Here is an 18463-nt window from a genome sequence, read left to right as displayed (position 1 = left end):
AATTTCGCCGTGCAGGCCCTGGCCGAGGCAATCACGCGGACGGGCGCTCACGTCCTGGTCCGTGTGAAAGAGAACCGCAGACTGCCGGTCCTGGAACGCTTCCCCGACGGCTCCTGCCTGTCCAGGACGGGGGCTGTCGCGGTTCGTGTCATCGACTGCGAAATCACCGTCAGCACCTCTCAGGGACGCCGCACCGGCGCCTACCGCCTCGTCACAACCCTGACCGTCGCTCCCGGACCCCTGCCGGCGTCGCTCAGGAAGTCTTCGCACTGCTGGTCACCTACCAGCTCCTGCGACTGGCCATGGCGGATGCCACCGCCGCCCACCCAGGTGCCGACCCCGACCGGGCCGGCTTCTCCATCGCTCTGAACACCGCCCGCGACCTGCTCATACAGGCCGCGGGCGTCATCAACACGGCTGTCGACCTCGTCGGCACCATCGGCCGTCGGGTCCTGGCCGGCCTCATGCCCGAACGGCGCATCCGCACCCGACCACGCATCGTCAAACGCGCCATCTCGAGATACAACGCCAAAGGCATCGTCGACCGCACCAGCTACAAGGCCACGATCAGCATCGACATCCTCACCGGCACCGCTTGACACCACACCCCCACCGCTAACTAAACGGCATTGGGGCTAGTCCGCGTCAATCTGAGGCGGTGAGGAGGGGCTGTTCGGTCCAGATGGACTTCCCGGTACGGGTGTGGCGGGTGCCCCAGCGCTGGCTGAGTGCGGAGATGAGCTGCAGGCCGCGGCCGCCCTCGTCGGTGGCGGAGGTGTGGCGGATGTGCGGCGTGGTCAGGCTGGCGTCGGAGACCTCGCAGATCAGTGTGCGGCTGCGGAGCATGCGTAGCCGGATGGGGCCGCAAGCATGCCGAATGACGTTCCCGACCAGCTCGCTGACCAGGAGTTCGGTGGTCATGATCAGGTCCTCATCGACTATGTCCCAGTGGGCGAGCTGGGCGCGGACCAGGTCGCGGGCCTGGCCCGCCGCCACCGGGTCCTCCGGCAACGGCCATTCGGCGACGTTCTCCGCGTCCAGCGGGTGGGTGCGGGCCAGCAGCAGGACGGCGTCGTCGGTCAGCGCGCCATGGGCGGGGAGGAGAGCGGAGGTGAGGGTGGCGCAGAGGGCGTCCAGGTCGGACGCGTCCGCCGGTGCAGTCGGCAGGGCGTTCACGGACTGAGTGAGGAGCTCGGCGAGGCGGCTCATGCCGGTGGTGACGTCCCTGTCCTTGCTCTCCACCAGGCCGTCGCTGTAGAGGGCGAGCAGACCGTCGACGGGCAGCAGCGTCTCAAGGGTCTCGAAGGGCGGAGCGGCCACCCCCAGTGGCGGGTCCGGGGTCATGGACAGGAAGGTGACGGTGCCGTCGGGGTGGACCACCGCCGGGGGCGGCTGACCGGCGCTGGCGTACGACAGACGCCGGGTCACCGGGTCGTAGATGCTGTACAGGCAGGTTGCGAACGCATCGGTGCCCGGCTCGCCGACGATGTCGTTGAGGCGGCTGAGGATCTCGTCGGGCGGCAGTTCCAGTTCCGAGAGGGTGCGGACGGCCGTGCGGAGCCCGCCCATGGTGGCGGCCTCGGCCATGCCGTGGCCCATGACGTCGCCGATCACGAGCGCCACCCGGGCCGCGGAGAGCGGGATCACGTCGTACCAGTCGCCGCCGACATCGGCTCCCTGCTTGGCCGGCTGGTAGTGCGCCGCGGTCGTCACCTGGGGCAACTTGGGGAGGGCCTGCGGCAGCAGGCTGCGCTGGAGGGTCCGGGCCCGGGTCGTCGCCTCGTCGTAGAGCCCGGCCCGCTCCAGGGCCTGCGCGATCAGTCCGCTGAGCGCGGTCAGCAGCGTTCGTTCGTCATCGCCCAGCACCTGCGGTCGGCCGAAGCTGATCACCGCCACACCGATCCCACGCCCCGATACCGCCAGCGGCAGAAAGGCCCACGCCTGTTTGCCGCTCTTCCGGATCAGGATCTCGGTCTCCGGGTAGTGCTTCGGGAACTCCTCCGGGGAGGATATGTAGAGGGGGGTGCGGGTGCGCAGGGCGTCCCCCGCCGGGTTGCTGGTGTCCCGCACTGTCCACCGGCCGTCCAGCAGCCGGGTGAAGCGTTCCGAATATCCACGGGAGCCGACCACGGTCAGCCGGTCGCCGACCACGCCGAGCATGATGAACCCGGTGGCCCCCAGGGGTGTCATCACGCCGTCGGCCACCGCCGCCATCACATCCTGGGCCGTGACAGCCTCGGCCAGCTCCCGTGTGATCCGCTGCACCAGGGCCGCCCGTTCCGCGGCGGCCCGTTCCGCGGCGGCCCGCTCGGCCTCCCGGAGATGCCGCTCGGTGGTGTCGGTGATGTAGAGCGTGAGGCCTTCCGGCACCGGCACCAGCCGCACGTGGTACCAGGACGTCCCGTCCGGCCCCGGTACGTCGAATTCGGCCGGCCGGCTCTCGGCCGCCATGGCCCGGCACCGTTGCTCCAACCCCGGTACGGCACGTACCGCGGGAACGTTCCAGAGCAGGGTTCCGGCCACATCTCCGGCGGCGCCGAAGAGCCGCTCGGCGGCCTGATTCAGAAATCCGATGCGCCAGTCCGTGTCCAGGGAGACGAAGCCGTCGCTCATGTGTCGCAGGGCCCGCCCCACCAACTCGGCGGTGGCGTGCGTTTCGCTGCTGTCCCGGAGGGTGCCGATCACCTTCACCGGTGTCCCGTCCCCGTCCGTGATGGTCCGGGCGCGGGCCTCGATCCAGACGTATGTGCCGTCCTGGCGCCGGATCCGGTACTCGGCCCGGAAGCCGCCGCGCAGCTGGATGCCCGTGTCGAAGCCGGCTACCGCCCCTGGCAGGTCGTCCGGGTGGATCAGCGCTGCCCACGCCTCGATGCCACCGCTCATCACCTCGGGATCGATGCCGGTCAGCACCTCCTCGATGGGCCGGTCGGAGGTCAGCTCGCCGGTGCGCAGGTTCCAGGTGTACGTGATGGAGGGCCCCTCTTCCCTGTCACGTCGGGGGGCCTCCCGCGATCCCGGCCCGCTCTCCGGGGCCCCCAGCAGGGTGGGGGACGGGTTGAGGATTCCGGACGACCTGAGCCTGCCGGACGTCCAGGCCGCCACCTCGTTGAGAAACGCACGATCCGCAGTGCCGGGCTCGGCGCCCGGGGCGAAGAGGACGGAGAGCGCGCCGCGTCGTCGGCCACCACCTGGAATGGGGACGGCCAGGTGACCGATGCCGGCGGGGAGCCGGGAAGGCCACAGGGCGGCGGGGTCCCGGCCGGGCACCGGGTCGGGCGGGGCCAGATCGGGCTGCCAGGTGACGGTGTCGTTGCGGGCGGCCCTGCTGGGCGGCGCCGTGCCCCGTACCGGGATGATCAGCCAGGGCCGGGTCATCGACTCCGGCAGGCCGCTGTCGGCGACCAGGTAGAGGATGCCGCTCATGCCGCCGCCGGGGAGATGCACCATGCCCCCCAGGCCGTGCACCTCGGCCACCGCCTGCTGGAGCGCGGTCAGCAGCACCTCGACATCTCGCCGGTCCTCGTCCACTGCGTCGAGCAGCCGCATCCGCAGGTGACGCTCCAAGGACCGCACGGTCGGTATGGTCCGCAGGCCCTGCTGCTGGTGCAGCGGATGGGCGGGCGGGGCGGACGGGCCTGTGTTGTCCGCATCGCTTCCGGCATTCACCACGGCCGACTGTCGCCTCCGCTCACCGCTTAGGTACCCGCTGGGCCACATACGATCGGATGTGGATCCACAGCGATCTACATCCGTCGAATCCATCCTAGTCCGAATAATTTCGGCTATTTCAGCTCCGCTGGGGACCCCCTCGCATGCGATTGACCCTATGTCGCGTCGGCTCACCCACCGTTGCCGCTGAGCTGCGGCGAACCGTTCGCAGTTCGAGCGACGACTCCTCCAAGGGGACATCCGCCCCCGCCGGCCGGCCTGCCCATTCCATGGACGGCACGGAGGAGACCCAACGGGTGAACGCATGCGCGAGTCAGCCGTGTTCGAGCGGGCCTCGCGGATACGGTTGATACCGAGAAGTAACTGGTCAGGCGGCGACGAGGAGTCTCCCCCGCCACCGCCAGCGTCGACGAGACGGAGCCGTACCAGGCACCGAACTCGCCGGACTCGATGACGCCGTCCCCGCCGAACTCGCGGAGCAGCACAACACGGCAGTGGCGTCGAGCCTCTCGATACACGGGCGCCACATCATGCCGACCAGACAGCGGAAGGCTTCCCCCCGTGTGGATCCGCCTTCCCCTCCTGGTACCACGCGGCCGAGGTGCACAGCCGGCGGGCGCTGTGTGATGACAGGTGTCCGCCTGCCTTCGTGGAGGTCCTCGCGCCCCGGCGAAGCCTCCCTCAGGCAGCGGCCGGGACCGTCCGGGAGGCAGTTATGTGGGCCGTACTCGAGCAGGTGGCCGGAGTTGCTCCGCAGCTCTTCCTTTACGCCGTCGCCCTCTTCGTCGTCATGATCCTCCTGGCGCTCGTGATCAGCCTGCGCCAGGCGGAGGCGTCGGAACGTCCCGAGATCATCAGGGCCCTGGCGGATCTGATGGCCTTCTGGAAGAAGCGGTGAGGCGGCCGCCGTCGATGCCGCGCTCTTCGACGTCGGCCGGGTCCGGCCTCGGTGCGGAGCTGTCAGCGGGCCAGTCGTGCCAGCAGCGACGAGGCCGAGGTGACGCCCAGGGCCGCGGCCACCGCCAGCACGCCGAAGTCGAGCGGCAGATGGGACGGCGTGCCGAGCAGCAGACCGCGCAGGGCGTCGACCTGGTAGCTCAGCGGGTTGACCTTGCTGATCGCCTGGAGCCAGCCCGGCATGACGGCCACCGGGTAGAGGGCGTTGGAGCCGAAGAAGAGCGGCATCGTGATCGCCTGGCCGATGCCCATCAGCCGGTCGCGGGTCAGAACGATGCCCGCGATCGTCATGGACAGACAGGAGAAGAAGGCCGAGCCCAGGACGACGGCCACCGCCACGCCCAGCAGCCGCAGCGGGTTCCAGGTCATCGCGACGCCGAGCAGCGCCGCGATCACGACGACCACCAGCGCCTGGATCAGCGCCTTCACCCCGGCGGCGAACGCCTTGCCGGTGATGAGTGCCGCCCGTGGGGTCGGTGTGACCAGCAGCTTCGTGAGGATGCCGGCGTCCCGCTCCCAGATGATCATGATGCCGTAGAAGATGGCGATGAACATCGCGGACTGGGCGATGATGCCGGGCGCCAGATAGTCGAGGTACGGGATGTTGCCGGTCGGTATGGCCTTGATCCGGGTGAACGTCTCGCCGAATATCAGCAGCCACAGCGCCGGCTGGATGGCGCGGGTGTACAGCTCGGTGCGGTCATGGCGCAGCTTCTGCAGCTCGACCGCGCACATCGCGGCGACCCGCGCCGGCAGCACCCGCCAGCCGGTGCGGGCCCGGGGCGGGGTCACCAACAGGCCGAGGTCCGGCTGCGGTGCGCGGTCAGCCGACGCGGGACGCGGTGCGGCGGGTGCTTCGGACATCGCGGAAGTCTCCTGACTGGTCGTCGAGTCCGCTGCCGGCGACGTCACGGAAGACGTCCTCCAGCGTCGGCAGCGGGCCTTCGGTGCCGAGCCGTTCCCGAAGTCCGCTCCGCAGCTCGGCGGGGGTGCCGAGGGCACGGACCCGGCCGCGGTGCATCAGGGCGACTCGGTCGCAGTACTGGTCGGCCTCGTCCATGTAGTGGGTGGTGACGAGGACGGTCATGCCGGTGGCGGCGCGGACGGCGTTGATGTGCTCCCACACATTGGTCCGGGCGATCGGGTCGAGGCCGATGGTCGGCTCGTCGAGGATCAGCAGCCGGGGCGCGCTGACCAGCGCCTGGGCGAGTTCCAGCCGACGGACCATGCCGCCGGAGTACGTCTTCGCCAGACGGTCGGCCGCGGCCGTCAGGTCGACCGCCGCGAGGGCCTGCTCGACCCGCTGGGCCCGCTCGCGCCGGGAGACGTCGAAGACGCGGGCGAACAGGGCGACGTTCTCCCGCCCGGTGAGTCCGGAGTCGGCGGAGAGCTGCTGCGGCACATAGCCCAGCAGCCGCCGCACGGCCATCCGCTCACGGGCCGCGTCATGGCCGAAGACGTGGACCATGCCCGCCGGGACCGGCAGCAGCGTGGTGATGCAGCGGATCGCGGTGGTCTTGCCCGCGCCGTTCGGGCCGAGCAGTCCGAACACCTCGCCGTCCCGGACCTGGAGGTCCAGCCCGTCGACCGCCGTCGTCTCCCCGAAGGAGTAGCGGAGTCCGTCACAGGTGACGGCGTCCACCGCGGGCGCCTCACCGGCCGTCGCGTTGCTCGTCATGTCTCCTCGGCCTCCTCGTGCAGGTTGTCCGCCAGCTTGCGCAGGGCCGGAAGGGCCGCCTCCAGCGCCTTGCGGTCCTCGTCGTCGAGGCGCGCGACCTGACGCCGTACGAGCGCGGTGCGCCGCTCGCGCCAGTCACGCAGCCGCGCCTCGGCCGCCTCGGTGGGCATGAGTCGTGCGGCCCGCCGGTCGGCCGGGTCCGTCTCACGGATCAGATAGCCGTCCCGCGCGAGCTGATTGACCAGTGTGGAGACCGAGTTCCCCGCCAGGTGCAACTCCTTGGCCGCGTCCGACACACCGATGCCGGGACGCGCCGCCACCAGGCGCAGCAGTTCGACCTCCGCGCCGCGCAGGCGCGGTGCTCCTACCCCGATGCGCAGCCGCCGCCGGATCAGCCGCTGCACCGCCACAAGGGTGGTGCTCAGGTCGTCGGCGAAGTTCTCGGATTCCACTCTCCTGACATTAGCTCTGTGTCAGAGGTATTGGGGAAAGGGAGGGTCAAGAGGGGTGATGGGTTAGGTCATCCGGGGCACGCCGCGGTGCGACGACTGCGTCCGAGGCACCGCATCCTCCGGCGGTTCCGTCAGTGGGGGTGCGGTTCCCCCCGGTGCACCGGACCGTGCGGGGCCTCGCAGTGTGCGGGGTCGTCCGCCGTGTCCGGGGCGCCGGGCGGTGTCACCTGAAGGACCCGTTCGGGGGCGTGGTCGACCTGGAGGGTGGTGTGGGTGATGCCGTAGTCGTGGTGCAGCACGTCCTCCAGGGCACGGCGGACCGCGTGGCAGTCGCCGCCGGGTTCCACCAGGATGTGCGCGGACAGTGCGGCCTGGCCCGAGGTGATCTGCCAGACGTGCAGATCGTGCACTTCGACGACGTCCGGCCGGGCGACGAGCCGGTCGCCGAGTGCGTCCGGATCGACGTCGGCGGGCGCGGCTTCCAGGAAGATACGGCCCGAGTCGCGCAGCAGTCCGTACGCAGCCTTCACCATCAGCGCGACGACCACGAGGGTGGCGATGGGGTCCGCGCGCTCGAAGCCCGTCAGGAGGACCACGAGTGCGGCGACCGCGGTGCCGATGAAGGCGAACAGGTCGTTCAGGACGTGCTGGTAGGCGCCCTCCACATTGAGGGAGGTGCGGTTGGCCTTCGAGATGCACCAGGCGGCGGCCACGTTCACGACGATTCCGGTGAGCGCGATGGCCAGCATCGGACCGCCCGCCACCTGCGACGGGGCGATGAGCCGCCGCACGGCCTCGTACGCCAGCCACGCCCCGAGCAGCAGTAGCGTGAGGCCGTTGACCTGGGCGGAGAGAATCTCCGCGCGCTTGAGGCCGTAGGTGAATCCGCCGCGAGCCGGTCGGGCGGCGAGCCGCATCGCGATGAGGGCGAGCACGATGGACGCGGCGTCCGTGAGCATGTGGGCCGCGTCCGAGAGCAGGGCCAGGGAGCCCGCGAGGACACCGACGACCACCTCGGCCGCCATGAACACGGTGATCAGGGCGAGCGCGGCGGCGAGCCAGCGGCGGTCGGCATCAGCCGACACCCCGTGGGAGTGCCCCGCGTGGCCCCCCGGGCCGTGCGCATGACCGTGGTCGCTCATCTGCTCCGCCTTCCCCCAAGCATCGGGTGCCTCACCGCAGTGAAACGCATGGCGGCGCCTCGGGGCAAAGGCTGCACCGGTGACCGTTGTCATGTCCGATAGTACGCCGCTGACCTGCGCAAACGACGAACCGCCGGACGACGACGCAGCGGCCGGAACCCCTGGGTGCTCTCGGCCGGTGGCCGGGACACGCCCTCTTCTGCCCGAAGGAGGCAGGTACCCGTCACCAGGCGGTCTCAGCTCGCACATCGACCTCTTGCACCGGTGTAGCGATCGACGAGATCACGCCATCCCGCCTCCACACGCTCCGGGGACATCCCGAGAACGGAGAGCAGATGGTCGACCAGCACCGTCTCCAGATAGCCGAGCAGCAGATGGGCGACGAGTTCGTTGTCGCCGTCGGCGCGCGCCTCGCGCAGCAGCATGCGGACATGGGCGAGCCGGAGGTGGTACGCCGGCGCGGTCCGGCGGCGGCCCGGCTCTATGTGAGCCTCCAGGTAGAAGTCCCGGTGGGCGTGCTCATGGCGGATGACGGCCGAACCGAAGGCGTGCAGCCGCTCCACCGGGGACGCGCCCGGGCCGAGCGGCGGCGGCCCGGAGAGGAAGGCGGCCTGGAGCTGCTTCTCGTGGTGGCTGAGCAGCTCCACGAGCAGGCCCGTGCGGTCCCCGAAGCGCCGGAAGACGGTGCCCTTGCCGACTCCGGCACCGAGGGCGATGTCGTCCATGGTCACGTTGGCGATGCCGCGCTCGGCGGCCAGCCGGACGGCGACCTCCAGCAGCCGGGTGCGGTTGCGCGCGGCATCGGCGCGCAGCTGGGGTGCCTTGTCCGTCGGCAGCAGGGCGAGGTCCGCGAAGCCCTCCAGGACGTCCCGGTCCTGAGGCGCGGAGAAAGGCGCGAACGGCTCGGTCATGACGTCAGATTAGCGTCCCGGGAAGACAATCGGACCCCGGTCCGTTTACGGTGATGCACGAAGTGGACCGCGGTCCGGTTGAGGTGGTACACATTTCAACGGACCCGGACGGTCCCGATTGTTACCGATCGCTTGATTCTGGGAGTTTCGCCATGTCCGTACGCATCCTTGCTCTGGTCGGCAGCCTTCGCGCCGGTTCCCACAACCGTCAGCTCGCCGAGGCGGCCGCCAAGCACGCCCCTGAGGGCGTCGAGGTCGTGCTGCACGAGGGCCTGGGCCAGGTGCCCTTCTACAACGAGGACATCGACGTCGAGGGCAGCGTCCCCGAGGCCGCCGCTGCGCTGCGCACCGCTGCCTCCCAGGCCGACGCCCTGCTGCTCTTCTCCCCCGAGTACAACGGCACCATCCCGGCCGTCCTCAAGAACGCGATCGACTGGCTGTCCCGCCCGTACGGCGCCGGGGCCCTGACCGGCAAGCCGGTCGCCGTCGTCGGCACCGCGTTCGGCCAGTTCGGCGGCGTGTGGGCGCAGGACGAGACCCGCAAGGCCGCGGGCATCGCCGGTGCGGCGGTCGTCGAGGAGGCGAAGCTCTCCATCCCGGGCTCCATGACGCGCTTCGCCGAGACCCACCCGGCGGACGACACCGAGGTCGTCGAGGGCCTGACCAAGGTCATCGACCAGCTCTCCCAGGCCGCGCCCGCCGCCGCCTGATCTTCCGGGCCCCGGCTTCGACGCCGGCCCTGAGCACGACCGGACCGTGGGTCAGGACCAGAGCCTGACCCACGGTCATTTTTCACCCGGGTGCGGGCCGACCGGGTCCGGCGCAAGTCACGCGGCACCCGCCGGCCCCTCCACCAGGCCGTCGGCGCACGGGAGTTCGAGGCCCGTTCGCCTATATGACGCACGCCCCGCCGTTGCCTGCCCTTCTCCGGAAATACGCCTTCGGTTGCTTTCATCTGGGGATGGACCACATCACGTTCCTCGTGGCCGTCGTCATCGTCACGGCACTGGCCTTCGATTTCACGAACGGATTCCATGACACCGCCAACGCGATGGCCACCTCCATCGCCACCGGCGCCCTCAAGCCGCGTACCGCAGTCCTGATCAGCGGCGTGCTCAACATCGTGGGCGCCTTCCTGTCCACCGAGGTCGCCAAGACCATCTCGGGCGGCATCGTGGACGACACGCTGGTGACCCCAGAAATGATCTTCGCCGGGCTGGTCGGCGCGATCCTGTGGAATCTGCTGACCTGGCTCGTCGGATTGCCGTCGAGCTCCTCCCACGCCCTGTTCGGCGGTCTGGTCGGTGCCGTCTGGGTCGGTGCCGGCAGCCATGGCGTGCACTTCGACAAGGTTGTCGAGAAGATTCTGGTCCCGGCGATCGCCTCGCCCGTCGTGGCGGGCATCGCGGCGCTGGGGGCCACCTACCTCGCGTACCGCATCACCGCCCGGGCCCGCCAGGAGTCGGTGACCAGGGGTTTCCGACTCGGCCAGATCGCCTCCGCCTCGCTCGTCTCCCTCGCCCACGGCACCAACGACGCCCAGAAGACGATGGGTGTGATCACACTCACGCTGATCTCGGTGGGCGCGCTGGGTCATGACGCGGGCCCGCCCGTGTGGGTGATCGGCTCGGCCGGTCTCGCCATCGGCTTCGGCACCTATCTGGGCGGCTGGCGCATCATCCGCACGATGGGCAAGGGCCTGACGGACATCCAGTCGCCGCAGGGCTTGGCCGCCGAGGCCGCGTCCACCACCGTCATCCTGACCTCCGCCCACCTCGGCTTCGCGCTCTCCACCACGCAGGTCTGCTCGGGCGGCATCCTCGGCGCGGGCCTCGGCCGGCGGCTCGCCGAGGTGCGCTGGGGCACCGCGGGCCGCATGGTCGTCGCATGGCTGATCACACTCCCCGCGGCCGCGCTGGTCGGCGGCGTCTCCGCCGGCGTCGTCAAGCACGGCGGGAACGCGGGTACGGTGGTGATTGCCCTGGTCGCCGCAGCGGTCGCCGCGTTCATCGTGCTCGCCTCGCGCCGTAATCCGGTCCACGCCGACAATGTGAACGAGACGCACGAGGTCACCATCCGCGCCACCGAACCCACACGCGTCGGCAGCGCCGCCTGAGCCAGGGAGAGTTCGAGCCATGCATCTTGACTGGACCGCCCTCGGCCAGGTCACCGCGGTCAGCATCGGAGTCACCGTCGCCGTGGTCGTCGTCTTCGCACTCGGCGTGCTCGGCCTGGCCCAGGCCGACGCCGCCCGCGAGCGGGACGGCGGCACCCATGCCCTGAGCCTCGCCCAGGCCGGGCTCTGTTTCCTGGCCTGCGCGGCCGTGGTCGCGTACGGGATCTATCTGATCGTGCCGCAGTTCCACTGAGGCATGCGGAGAAGGAAGACGATGACACCTCTGGTGACCGATGGCCTGCGGGTCGACTACACCGACCATGACGACCCCGTGCTGCTCAGGTCCGACGGCAGCCCGGTGGACACCTGGCGGGAGAACTACCCCTACGAGCAGCGGATGGAGCGCAAGGAGTACGAGTGGCACAAGCGGCTCCAGCAGATCGAGCTGCTGAAGCTGCAGAGCTGGATAAAGGCGTCCGGCCGCCGCCTCGTCATAGTCTTCGAGGGGCGCGACGCGGCCGGCAAGGGCGGCACGATCAAGCGCTTCACCGAGCACCTCAACCCGCGCGGCGCCCGGGTGGTGGCCCTGGAGAAGCCGACCGAGCGCGAGCGCGGTCAGTGGTACTTCCAGCGTTACGTCGAATATCTGCCGACCGCGGGCGAGATCGTGATGTTCGACCGGTCCTGGTACAACAGGGCGGGCGTGGAGCGGGTGATGGGCTTCTGCTCGGACGACGAGTACCGCCGCTTCGTGCGCCAGGCGCCGCTGTTCGAGCGCATGCTCGTGGACGACGGCGTCGACCTGGTGAAGTTCTGGTTCTCGGTCTCGCAGAGCGAGCAGCGCACCCGCTTCACGATCCGTCAGGTGGACCCCGTACGGCAGTGGAAGCTCAGCCCGATGGACCTGGCCTCGCTGGACCGCTGGGACGACTACACCGCGGCCAAGGTCGCCATGTTCCGCGCCACGGACACCGACTACGCGCCGTGGACCGTGGTGAAGAGCAATGACAAGAAGCGGGCGCGCGTCGAGGCGATGCGCAGCGTCCTGGCCCGATTCGACTACGCCGACAAGGACCTGGAGGTCGTCGGCACCCCCGATCCCAGCATCGTGGGCGCGGCGGCCAACCTCCTGGAGGCGGGCGAGGACGACAGCGCCGCCTGAGCGGCCCCGGGCGCTGGGCTCAGCGGCGCGTGGCGGCCACAGCCTCACGCGCCTGATCGCCCAGCGCCCTGTCGTCCGTCTCGTCACTCGCCCAGGCCACATGACCGTCGGGCCGGACGAGCGCGGCGCGCACTCCCGGCCACTCGGCGCGCCGCTCATCCGGCGCCACGCGGTGGCAGGGCTCGTCCAGGACGTCCCGGCCCGTCAGGTCCAGCAGGACGTGGCGGCCCGGGCGCAGCAGGGCGAAGAGCCCGGTCGTCCGGTCCAGCGCGAGGTCCGGGGCGCGCCGGCCGGTCAACGGATGACCGCCGGCGGCCGGATACGCCGCCGAGAGCCCGGACACGCGGCGGGCGAGTTCCCGTGAGAACTCCGGGACGGTGGCGATGAGGCCGCCGAGCACGGTGCGCAGGGCGGTCGTCTCCGGGGTGTACGTGCTCACCAGCGCCGTCTGGGCCCGCGTGCTGAGCAGGAGCTCGGCACCGACCGGGTGACGCTCGGTGTGGTAGCTGTCCAGGAGACCCTCCGGCGCGGTGCCGAGGACGGTCGAGGCCAGCTTCCAGCCGAGGTTGGTGGCGTCCTGGATGCCGACGTTCATGCCGACGCCGCCGGTCGGATAGTGCATGTGGGCCGCGTCACCGGCGAGCAGCACCCGTCCCTGACGGTAGCGCGCCGCCTGACGGGCGGCGTTGCCGAACCGGGACAGCCACTTCGGGTCGCGCATGCCGAAGTCCCTTCCGGCGATGCGCACGACCTTGGCCCGCAGTTCCTCCAGGGGCAGCTCGCCCGGACGGCCCGTGCGGTGCCCCTCCGGGTCCCCGCCGACGATGCGGTGGACGCCCCGGGCATCGGCATCACCATCAGCCCGCCGTGCGGACCGGACAGGGCGAGGACGACCGAGGGACCGGACGGCGCCGGAGTTCTGCGCGCGGCGTACGTCGTCGGCTGCGGGGGCCGGGCCGGTGGGGCTCTGGCTCGCCGCGGAGCTGCGCACGATGACCTGTTCCATCATGCCTTCCCTCCCGTCGGCTCCCGCCGACATTCTTGGTCACTGACCAACATGACATCGACCAGTAGACTAGGTCAGTGACCAAGGAGCAAGCGCAGCCGCCCTCCCGGACCGGTCTCGACACGGACGCGGTGGTGCGGGCGGCCCTGGAACTCCTGGACGAAAAGGGCGCCGACGCGGTATCGGTGCGCGGCACCGCGGAACGGCTCGGCGTCCGGATGAACACCGTGCTGTGGCATGCCAAGACGAAGGCGCGACTGCTGGAGCTGATGGCGGACGCGATCGTCGCCGAGGTGCCCCTGGACAGACTGCCCACCGCCTGGGACGAACGGGTGGCCGAGCTGGCCCTGCGCTACCGCCGCGCCCTGCTCGCGCATCGCGACGGCGCCGCGCTCGTCACGGGCACCTACGCCGCCGAACCCGCCACCCTGCGCTTCGCGGAGGTCATGGTCGGGGCACTGCTGGAGGGCGGTCTGCCCGAGCGGGAGGCGGCCTGGGCGTGCTGGACCGTCCTGCACTTCGTACTGGGCCTGACCCAGGAGGAGCAGGCGCTGCCGGCCGCCGACGGCGACCGCTTCGAGCGGGCGCTCGACGCAGGCGCGTATCCGTCACTCGTCCGGGTCGCGCCGCACCTGAGCGACGCCTCCTTCGACGACCGGTTCGACTACGGCATCACGCGCGTCCTGCAGTCGCTGCGCTGAACCGGCGTCAGTCGTGCGCCGGGCGGTCGGCGAGCCGGTGGTCGGCGAGGCTCAACGCCTCGTCCACGACCCGGCGCAGATGGCCGTCGCGCAGCGCGTAGACCACCCGGCGGCCCTCCTTGCGGGTGTCCACCAGGCCCGCGAGCCGGAGCCGCGCCAGATGCTGGCTCACCGCGGGCCGGGCCGCGCCGCACGCCTCGGTGAGCGTGGAGACATCGGCCTCGCCCCAGGTCAGGGCGTGCAGCAGGGCGAGACGGGTGCGGTCGCCGAGCAGGGCTAGCAGCTCGGCGGCGAGCGCGAACTGCTCCTCATCGGGAGAGCCGGGGTGCCCCTCGGCCGCGCCGCCGGTGCGCGGCTGCGCACCGTGCGCAGATGATAGGTGCATGCGTGCGCTCATACGCACATAATGGCTCCGTGGGGGCGATCGCGTCCACTGTCGCGCGGGGAAGGGACCTTCCTATGGGACAGCAGTACGAGGCACACGGGCACGGCGGGGCACCGGGCCACACACACGCCCACCACCCCGAGCACACCCACGAGGACGGTCACGCCCACCACCCCGAGCACACCCACGAGGACGGTCACGCCCACTACCACGACCACCCCCAAGGTCCCCTCTCCCGTCTCCGCCACCTCCTCACCCCCCACTCCCATGAGACCGCCGACAAGCTCGACCCCGCGCTGGAGTCCTCCGCGCGGGGCATGCGGGCGCTCTGGGTCTCGTTGGTCGTGCTCGGCGGAACCGCGCTGGCCCAGGCCGTCGTGGTCGTGATCTCCGGATCGGTCGCGCTGCTCGGCGACACCGTGCACAACGCGGCCGACGCCCTGACCGCCGTGCCGCTCGGCATCGCCTTCGTGCTGGGCCGCCGCGCGGCCACGCGCCGGTTCACCTACGGGTACGGCCGCGCCGAGGATCTCGCCGGGATCGTCATCGTGCTGACGATCGCCGCGTCGGCCTCCTTCGCCGCCTGGAGCGCCGTCGTACGGCTGATGGACCCCCGCCCCATGGAGCACATCCCCGCTGTCGCCGGCGCGGCGGTCGTCGGTTTCGCGGGCAACGAGTGGGTGGCCCGCCATCGCATCCGGGTGGGCCGCGCGATCGGGTCGGCCGCGCTGGTCGCTGACGGGCTGCACGCGCGCACGGACGGGTTCACCTCACTCGCGGTCCTGGTCGGTGCGGGCGGCGCGGCGCTCGGCTGGCGCCTGGCCGACCCGGTCGTGGGTCTGGCGATCACGGCCGCGATCGTGCTGGTCCTGCGGGACGCGGCCCGGGAGGTGTTCCGGCGACTGCTGGACGCCGTCGATCCGGTGCTGGTGGACCGAGCCGAGCGGGCGCTGCGCCAGGTGCCGGGCGTGCTCGGGGTCGGCGAGCTTCGGCTGCGCTGGATCGGCCATCGGTTGCGCGCGGAGGTCGCGGTCGTGGTGGACGGCGAGGTGAGCGTGCGCCGGGCGCACGACATCGCAGTCGAGGCCGAACACGCCCTGTTGCACGCGGTTCCGCGGCTGACCGCGGCGCTCGTCCACGCCGACCCGGCCCCGGCACCCGGCTCGGCGGATCCGCATCGGGCCCTGGCCCACCACGCCCGCACCGGGCCCTGACCCGGCGAGGCCCCGGCCCGGCAGGCGCCCGGACCACCGCGGTCGCGACCGGCGAGGATCCCGCGCGCCGGTCAGGGGACCCTCAGCCGCCCAGCCCCTCCAGGACCACAGCGTTCGGCAACTGCGCGAACGCCTTCCCCGGCACCAGCAGCTTCCCCCGGCGCCTGCCGCTGCCGACCAGGACGTACGGCAGGTCGACGACCGCCGAGTCGATCAGTACCGGCCAGTCCGCGGGCAGTCCGATCGGTGTGATGCCGCCGTACTCCATGCCGGTCTCCCCCGTCGCCACCTCCATCGGCGCGAACGACGCCTTGCGGACGCCCAGTTGGCGGCGGACCACGCCGTTGACGTCGACTCGGGTGGCGGACAGGACCACACATGCGGCCAGCGTCCTCTCGCCGCCGCGTTTGCCCGCGACCACGACGCAGTTGGCGGACCGGTCGAGCAGTTCCTTGCCGTAGTGCTCCAGGAAGACCGCGGTATCGGCCCACTCCGGCTCGGTGTCGACGTAGACGATCTGGTCGACGGGCACGCCGCCGCTCCAGTGGCGTACGGCCCCGGCCACCGGGCCGGTCAGCTGGTCGAGGCAGTCGGGGGCGGGCGTCGCCCGGTCGAAGTCTCCGATGGGTGCGCGCATGACGGCACGCTAACAGCCGCACCCAGGCCGCCGGACGGGCGTCTCAGCGGACGGGCGGCACCGAGACCGCCATCACCATCTCCATCGGCGCATCACCGTCGTTGGCGTAGGTGTGCGGGGTGTCGGCCTCGAAGGAGGCGCTCGCGCCGGTGGGGACGTCGTGGTCCACGCCGTCCACGGTGATCGTCAGCCGGCCGGCGAGGACATGGACGAGTTCGACCGTGCCCGCGGGGTGCGGGTCGGAGGGACTGCGGTCCCCCGGCATCAGCCGCCAGTCCCACATCTCCAGCGGACCGGGGGCCTCGGTGCCCGCGAGAAGACGGTTGTAGCTGCCCGCCTCGGTGTGCCAGAGGCGTACGGCCTGCTCGGCCGGGACGATCCGGACCCGGGGGCCCCGCTCGTAGTCGAGCAGCGTGGTGACGCTGACGCCGAGCGCGTCGCCGATCTTGACGACCGTGCCGATGCTCGGGTTGGTGCGGGCCTGCTCGATCTGGATGAGCATGCCGCGGCTGACTCCGGCGCGGGCGGCGAGGGCGTCCAGGGTGAAGCCGCGCTCGGCGCGCCAGCGCTTCACGTTGCGCGCCAGGGACTGGGTCAGCAGGTCGAGGTCCGACACTTTGAGTCCAATATTCTGTATGACAGAGTTCAATTCGCTGCACTATGGTGTGGTGCACCTAATCGTTCACCGAACTGTACTGCGAGGCGGCTCATGACAGCACTCTTCGCCTTGGCCACCAGTCTTCTGTGGGGGCTGGCCGACTTCGGCGGGGGGCTGCTGACCCGGCGGATGCCCGCACTGACCGTGGTGGTCGTCTCGCAGGCCGTCGCGGCGTCCATGCTCGGTGTCGTCGTGCTCGCCACCGGCGCCTGGAGCGAGGCTGGGCCTCGGCTGTGGTTCGCGTTCGCGGCGGGCCTGATGGGCCCGATCGCCCTGCTCTCCTTCTACCAGGCGCTCGCCCTGGGCCCCATGGGCGTCGTCTCCCCGCTCGCCACCCTGAGTGTGGCGGTCCCCGTCGGTGTGGCACTCGTGCTCGGCGAGCGCCCCGGGCTGCTCCAGGCCGCCGGGATCGCCGTCGCCCTCGCCGGGGTGGTGCTCGCGGGCGGGCCCCAGCTGCGGGGTGCCCCGGTGCAACGGCGGGCGGTCCTGCTGACCCTTGTCGCGGCACTGGGGTTCGGCACGGTGTTCGCGCTGGTCGCGGAGGCGTCGACGACGGTGACCGGGCTGTTCCTGGCGCTCTTCGTGCAGCGCGTGACCAATGTCGTGGTGGGCGGGGCGGCCCTGGGGGCGGCGGTGCGGCGCGGCGCGCCGGCCCTTCCGGAGGGCGGCTTCCCATGGCGTTCCCTGCCCGCGCTCGCCTTCGTCGGTCTCGCCGACGTCGCCGCCAACGGCTCCTACGCGCTCGCGGCCCAGCACGGCCCGGTCACGGTGGCCGCCGTCCTCGCCTCGCTCTACCCGGTCGTCACGGCGCTCGCCGCGCGCGGCTTCCTCAGCGAGCGGCTGCGCGCGATACAGGCCGCGGGCGCGGGCCTCGCCCTGGTCGGCACGCTGCTGCTGGCCACCGGCTGACGGCGGAGCCCGCTCAGGACTCCGCTTCCAGCTCCGCGAGCCGCGCGATGTCCTCGTCGTCCAGCTCGGACAGGGCCAGCAGCTGGCCCGGCGTGACCCCGTCCGGTATCGGCACCGGGGCCGGTGTTCTGAGCGGCGGCTGCCAGCCGTCCTCGGGTGTCCAGCGCCGTACGACGCGGGCCGGCGCCCCGGCCACCACCGCGTGGTCCGGTACGGCTCCCCGCACCACCGCTCCGGCCGCCACCACCACGTTCCGCCCGATCCGCGCGCCCGGCAGGATCACCGCGCCGGTCCCGATCCAGCAGCCCGGACCGATCTCCACCGGTTCCATCCGCGGCCACTGTTTGCCGATGGGCTCGTGCGGGTCGTCGTAGGAATGGTTGGTGGAGGTCACATAGACGTACGGCCCGAAGTAGCAGTCGCTGCCGATCCTGACCGAGGTGTCGGCGATGACATGACTGCCGCGGCCGAGAACGACACCGTCACCGATGCGCAGGATCGCCTCGGGACCGAGGTCGAGGCCGGGCATCAGTCCGGCCGTCAGGGTGACTTGTTCGCCGACGATGCAGTGGGCGCCGACATGGATCCACGGCTCACCGAACACCGTGCCCAGCGGGAAAGCCAGCCTGGTACCCGTTCCCATCGCGCCGAAGCGGAAGCGCCCGGGATGCTCCGCGGTCACGGAACCCGCGCGCTGTGCCCAGGCCCAGCCCGCGTGGACGGCGCGCTGCGCCAAGCCACGACGCCATGATGAGAACGTGTTCTTGCTCCTGGGCACCCGCTCACGTTACTCAGCAGCGGGTGCGCCGATGGGCCCGCACCGCTGTGATCTTCGCCCCACTCATGGCGTACGGTGCCGGAAGACC

20 protein-coding genes are annotated in these 18463 nt (G+C 71.2%); 9 read left to right on the top strand and 11 right to left on the bottom strand.

From position 1 onward, the window contains the following. Positions 1 to 302 precede the first annotated feature (302 nt). The gene (locus AB0L95_RS31690) at positions 303 to 599 is read left to right on the top strand and encodes a hypothetical protein (RefSeq protein WP_365167533.1); all 297 of its coding nucleotides are present in this window, start codon (positions 303 to 305) and stop codon (positions 597 to 599) included. A gap of 46 nt (positions 600 to 645) precedes the next feature. Here AB0L95_RS31690 and AB0L95_RS31685 read toward each other — a convergent pair whose 3' ends face one another. Further along, on the bottom strand, positions 646 to 3666 hold the full coding sequence (locus tag AB0L95_RS31685; RefSeq protein WP_365167531.1) for a SpoIIE family protein phosphatase: 3021 nt from the start codon (positions 3664 to 3666) through the stop codon (positions 646 to 648). Positions 3667 to 4384: 718 nt separating this feature from the next. Between AB0L95_RS31685 and AB0L95_RS31680 the strand changes: the two genes are divergently transcribed. Continuing rightward, positions 4385 to 4567 carry a hypothetical protein gene (locus AB0L95_RS31680; protein WP_311691280.1) on the top strand — a complete coding sequence of 61 codons (183 nt, stop codon included), beginning with the start codon at positions 4385 to 4387 and terminating at the stop codon, positions 4565 to 4567. A 62-nt stretch (positions 4568 to 4629) separates the two neighbouring features. Here AB0L95_RS31680 and AB0L95_RS31675 read toward each other — a convergent pair whose 3' ends face one another. The 5 genes from AB0L95_RS31675 to AB0L95_RS31655 form a co-directional block, all read right to left on the bottom strand. Further along, the gene (locus tag AB0L95_RS31675) at positions 4630 to 5490 is read right to left on the bottom strand and encodes an ABC transporter permease (RefSeq protein WP_365167528.1); all 861 of its coding nucleotides are present in this window, start codon (positions 5488 to 5490) and stop codon (positions 4630 to 4632) included. Continuing rightward, the gene (locus AB0L95_RS31670; RefSeq protein ID WP_365167524.1) at positions 5450 to 6304 is read right to left on the bottom strand and encodes an ATP-binding cassette domain-containing protein; all 855 of its coding nucleotides are present in this window, start codon (positions 6302 to 6304) and stop codon (positions 5450 to 5452) included. The genes AB0L95_RS31675 and AB0L95_RS31670 overlap by 41 nt, the downstream gene beginning before the upstream one ends. Further along, a complete protein-coding gene (locus tag AB0L95_RS31665; protein ID WP_365167522.1) occupies positions 6301 to 6756 on the bottom strand; it encodes a MarR family transcriptional regulator in 456 nt (151 codons plus the stop codon). Before AB0L95_RS31665 ends, AB0L95_RS31670 begins: the two co-directional genes overlap by 4 nt. A 131-nt stretch (positions 6757 to 6887) precedes the next feature. After that, positions 6888 to 7898: a cation diffusion facilitator family transporter gene (locus AB0L95_RS31660; protein WP_365167519.1), complete on the bottom strand. Its 1011-nt coding sequence runs from the start codon at positions 7896 to 7898 to the stop codon at positions 6888 to 6890. A gap of 236 nt (positions 7899 to 8134) precedes the next feature. Continuing rightward, positions 8135 to 8809 (bottom strand): TetR/AcrR family transcriptional regulator, encoded by a 675-nt coding sequence (locus AB0L95_RS31655; protein WP_365167516.1) that lies wholly within the window; start codon positions 8807 to 8809, stop codon positions 8135 to 8137. A gap of 152 nt (positions 8810 to 8961) precedes the next feature. Here AB0L95_RS31655 and AB0L95_RS31650 point away from each other — a divergent pair, with 152 nt between their 5' ends. The 4 genes from AB0L95_RS31650 to ppk2 all read left to right on the top strand — a co-directional run bounded on the left by AB0L95_RS31650 (position 8962) and on the right by ppk2 (position 12087). Next, the gene (locus AB0L95_RS31650; protein WP_365167512.1) at positions 8962 to 9519 is read left to right on the top strand and encodes an NADPH-dependent FMN reductase; all 558 of its coding nucleotides are present in this window, start codon (positions 8962 to 8964) and stop codon (positions 9517 to 9519) included. A gap of 251 nt (positions 9520 to 9770) precedes the next feature. Next, positions 9771 to 10925, top strand: a complete 1155-nt coding sequence (locus tag AB0L95_RS31645; RefSeq protein ID WP_365167510.1) for an inorganic phosphate transporter — start codon at positions 9771 to 9773, stop codon at positions 10923 to 10925. A 19-nt stretch (positions 10926 to 10944) separates the two neighbouring features. Then, positions 10945 to 11178, top strand: coding sequence for a hypothetical protein (locus tag AB0L95_RS31640; protein WP_365167508.1), 234 nt, complete (start codon positions 10945 to 10947; stop codon positions 11176 to 11178). A 21-nt stretch (positions 11179 to 11199) separates the two neighbouring features. Next, complete coding sequence (ppk2, locus tag AB0L95_RS31635) at positions 11200 to 12087, top strand: polyphosphate kinase 2 (RefSeq protein ID WP_365167506.1); 888 nt, start codon at positions 11200 to 11202, stop codon at positions 12085 to 12087. A 19-nt stretch (positions 12088 to 12106) separates the two neighbouring features. On the opposite strand, the gene AB0L95_RS31630 is transcribed toward ppk2, so the two are convergent. Next, complete coding sequence (locus AB0L95_RS31630) at positions 12107 to 13096, bottom strand: FAD-dependent monooxygenase (RefSeq protein ID WP_365167504.1); 990 nt, start codon at positions 13094 to 13096, stop codon at positions 12107 to 12109. A gap of 74 nt (positions 13097 to 13170) precedes the next feature. Between AB0L95_RS31630 and AB0L95_RS31625 the strand changes: the two genes are divergently transcribed. Next, positions 13171 to 13794: a TetR/AcrR family transcriptional regulator C-terminal domain-containing protein gene (locus AB0L95_RS31625; protein WP_365167501.1), complete on the top strand. Its 624-nt coding sequence runs from the start codon at positions 13171 to 13173 to the stop codon at positions 13792 to 13794. A 7-nt stretch (positions 13795 to 13801) separates the two neighbouring features. On the opposite strand, the gene AB0L95_RS31620 is transcribed toward AB0L95_RS31625, so the two are convergent. Then, a complete protein-coding gene (locus AB0L95_RS31620; RefSeq protein ID WP_365167499.1) occupies positions 13802 to 14191 on the bottom strand; it encodes a metalloregulator ArsR/SmtB family transcription factor in 390 nt (129 codons plus the stop codon). Between the two features lie 62 nt (positions 14192 to 14253). On the opposite strand from AB0L95_RS31620, the gene AB0L95_RS31615 reads away from it, so the two are divergent. After that, positions 14254 to 15393 carry a cation diffusion facilitator family transporter gene (locus tag AB0L95_RS31615; protein ID WP_365167497.1) on the top strand — a complete coding sequence of 380 codons (1140 nt, stop codon included), beginning with the start codon at positions 14254 to 14256 and terminating at the stop codon, positions 15391 to 15393. 82 nt (positions 15394 to 15475) lie between these two features. Here the strand turns inward: AB0L95_RS31615 and AB0L95_RS31610 are convergent, their stop codons facing one another. Beyond that, the gene (locus tag AB0L95_RS31610; RefSeq protein ID WP_365167495.1) at positions 15476 to 16030 is read right to left on the bottom strand and encodes a YbaK/EbsC family protein; all 555 of its coding nucleotides are present in this window, start codon (positions 16028 to 16030) and stop codon (positions 15476 to 15478) included. Positions 16031 to 16073: 43 nt separating this feature from the next. Further along, positions 16074 to 16646 carry an XRE family transcriptional regulator gene (locus AB0L95_RS31605; RefSeq protein ID WP_365167493.1) on the bottom strand — a complete coding sequence of 191 codons (573 nt, stop codon included), beginning with the start codon at positions 16644 to 16646 and terminating at the stop codon, positions 16074 to 16076. A 93-nt stretch (positions 16647 to 16739) separates the two neighbouring features. Here AB0L95_RS31605 and AB0L95_RS31600 point away from each other — a divergent pair, with 93 nt between their 5' ends. Next, on the top strand, positions 16740 to 17597 hold the full coding sequence (locus AB0L95_RS31600) for a DMT family transporter (RefSeq protein WP_365167490.1): 858 nt from the start codon (positions 16740 to 16742) through the stop codon (positions 17595 to 17597). 13 nt (positions 17598 to 17610) lie between these two features. Here the strand turns inward: AB0L95_RS31600 and AB0L95_RS31595 are convergent, their stop codons facing one another. Next, positions 17611 to 18375 (bottom strand): acyltransferase, encoded by a 765-nt coding sequence (locus tag AB0L95_RS31595; RefSeq protein ID WP_365167488.1) that lies wholly within the window; start codon positions 18373 to 18375, stop codon positions 17611 to 17613. Positions 18376 to 18463: the final 88 nt, after the last annotated feature.

Source organism: Streptomyces sp. NPDC052036 (assembly GCF_040680495.1).
Classification (GTDB): domain Bacteria; phylum Actinomycetota; class Actinomycetes; order Streptomycetales; family Streptomycetaceae; genus Streptomyces.
Note: the sequence above shows the minus strand (reverse complement) of the source record. Positions and strands in the feature narration are given on the sequence as shown.

What these genes read in the sequence shown, in the direction of transcription:
- AB0L95_RS31660 (WP_365167519.1), bottom strand. Translation starts at nt 7,898, where the DNA reads ATGAGCGACCACGGTCATGCGCACGGCCCGGGGGGCCACGCGGGGCAC.
- AB0L95_RS31615 (WP_365167497.1), top strand. Translation starts at nt 14,254, where the DNA reads ATGGGACAGCAGTACGAGGCACACGGGCACGGCGGGGCACCGGGCCAC.
- AB0L95_RS31630 (WP_365167504.1), bottom strand. Translation starts at nt 13,096, where the DNA reads ATGATGGAACAGGTCATCGTGCGCAGCTCCGCGGCGAGCCAGAGCCCC.
- ppk2 (WP_365167506.1), top strand. Translation starts at nt 11,200, where the DNA reads ATGACACCTCTGGTGACCGATGGCCTGCGGGTCGACTACACCGACCAT.
- AB0L95_RS31620 (WP_365167499.1), bottom strand. Translation starts at nt 14,191, where the DNA reads ATGAGCGCACGCATGCACCTATCATCTGCGCACGGTGCGCAGCCGCGC.
- AB0L95_RS31610 (WP_365167495.1), bottom strand. Translation starts at nt 16,030, where the DNA reads ATGCGCGCACCCATCGGAGACTTCGACCGGGCGACGCCCGCCCCCGAC.
- AB0L95_RS31690 (WP_365167533.1), top strand. Translation starts at nt 303, where the DNA reads ATGGCGGATGCCACCGCCGCCCACCCAGGTGCCGACCCCGACCGGGCC.
- AB0L95_RS31650 (WP_365167512.1), top strand. Translation starts at nt 8,962, where the DNA reads ATGTCCGTACGCATCCTTGCTCTGGTCGGCAGCCTTCGCGCCGGTTCC.
- AB0L95_RS31675 (WP_365167528.1), bottom strand. Translation starts at nt 5,490, where the DNA reads ATGTCCGAAGCACCCGCCGCACCGCGTCCCGCGTCGGCTGACCGCGCA.
- AB0L95_RS31680 (WP_311691280.1), top strand. Translation starts at nt 4,385, where the DNA reads ATGTGGGCCGTACTCGAGCAGGTGGCCGGAGTTGCTCCGCAGCTCTTC.
- AB0L95_RS31670 (WP_365167524.1), bottom strand. Translation starts at nt 6,304, where the DNA reads ATGACGAGCAACGCGACGGCCGGTGAGGCGCCCGCGGTGGACGCCGTC.
- AB0L95_RS31645 (WP_365167510.1), top strand. Translation starts at nt 9,771, where the DNA reads ATGGACCACATCACGTTCCTCGTGGCCGTCGTCATCGTCACGGCACTG.
- AB0L95_RS31640 (WP_365167508.1), top strand. Translation starts at nt 10,945, where the DNA reads ATGCATCTTGACTGGACCGCCCTCGGCCAGGTCACCGCGGTCAGCATC.
- AB0L95_RS31600 (WP_365167490.1), top strand. Translation starts at nt 16,740, where the DNA reads ATGACAGCACTCTTCGCCTTGGCCACCAGTCTTCTGTGGGGGCTGGCC.
- AB0L95_RS31655 (WP_365167516.1), bottom strand. Translation starts at nt 8,809, where the DNA reads ATGACCGAGCCGTTCGCGCCTTTCTCCGCGCCTCAGGACCGGGACGTC.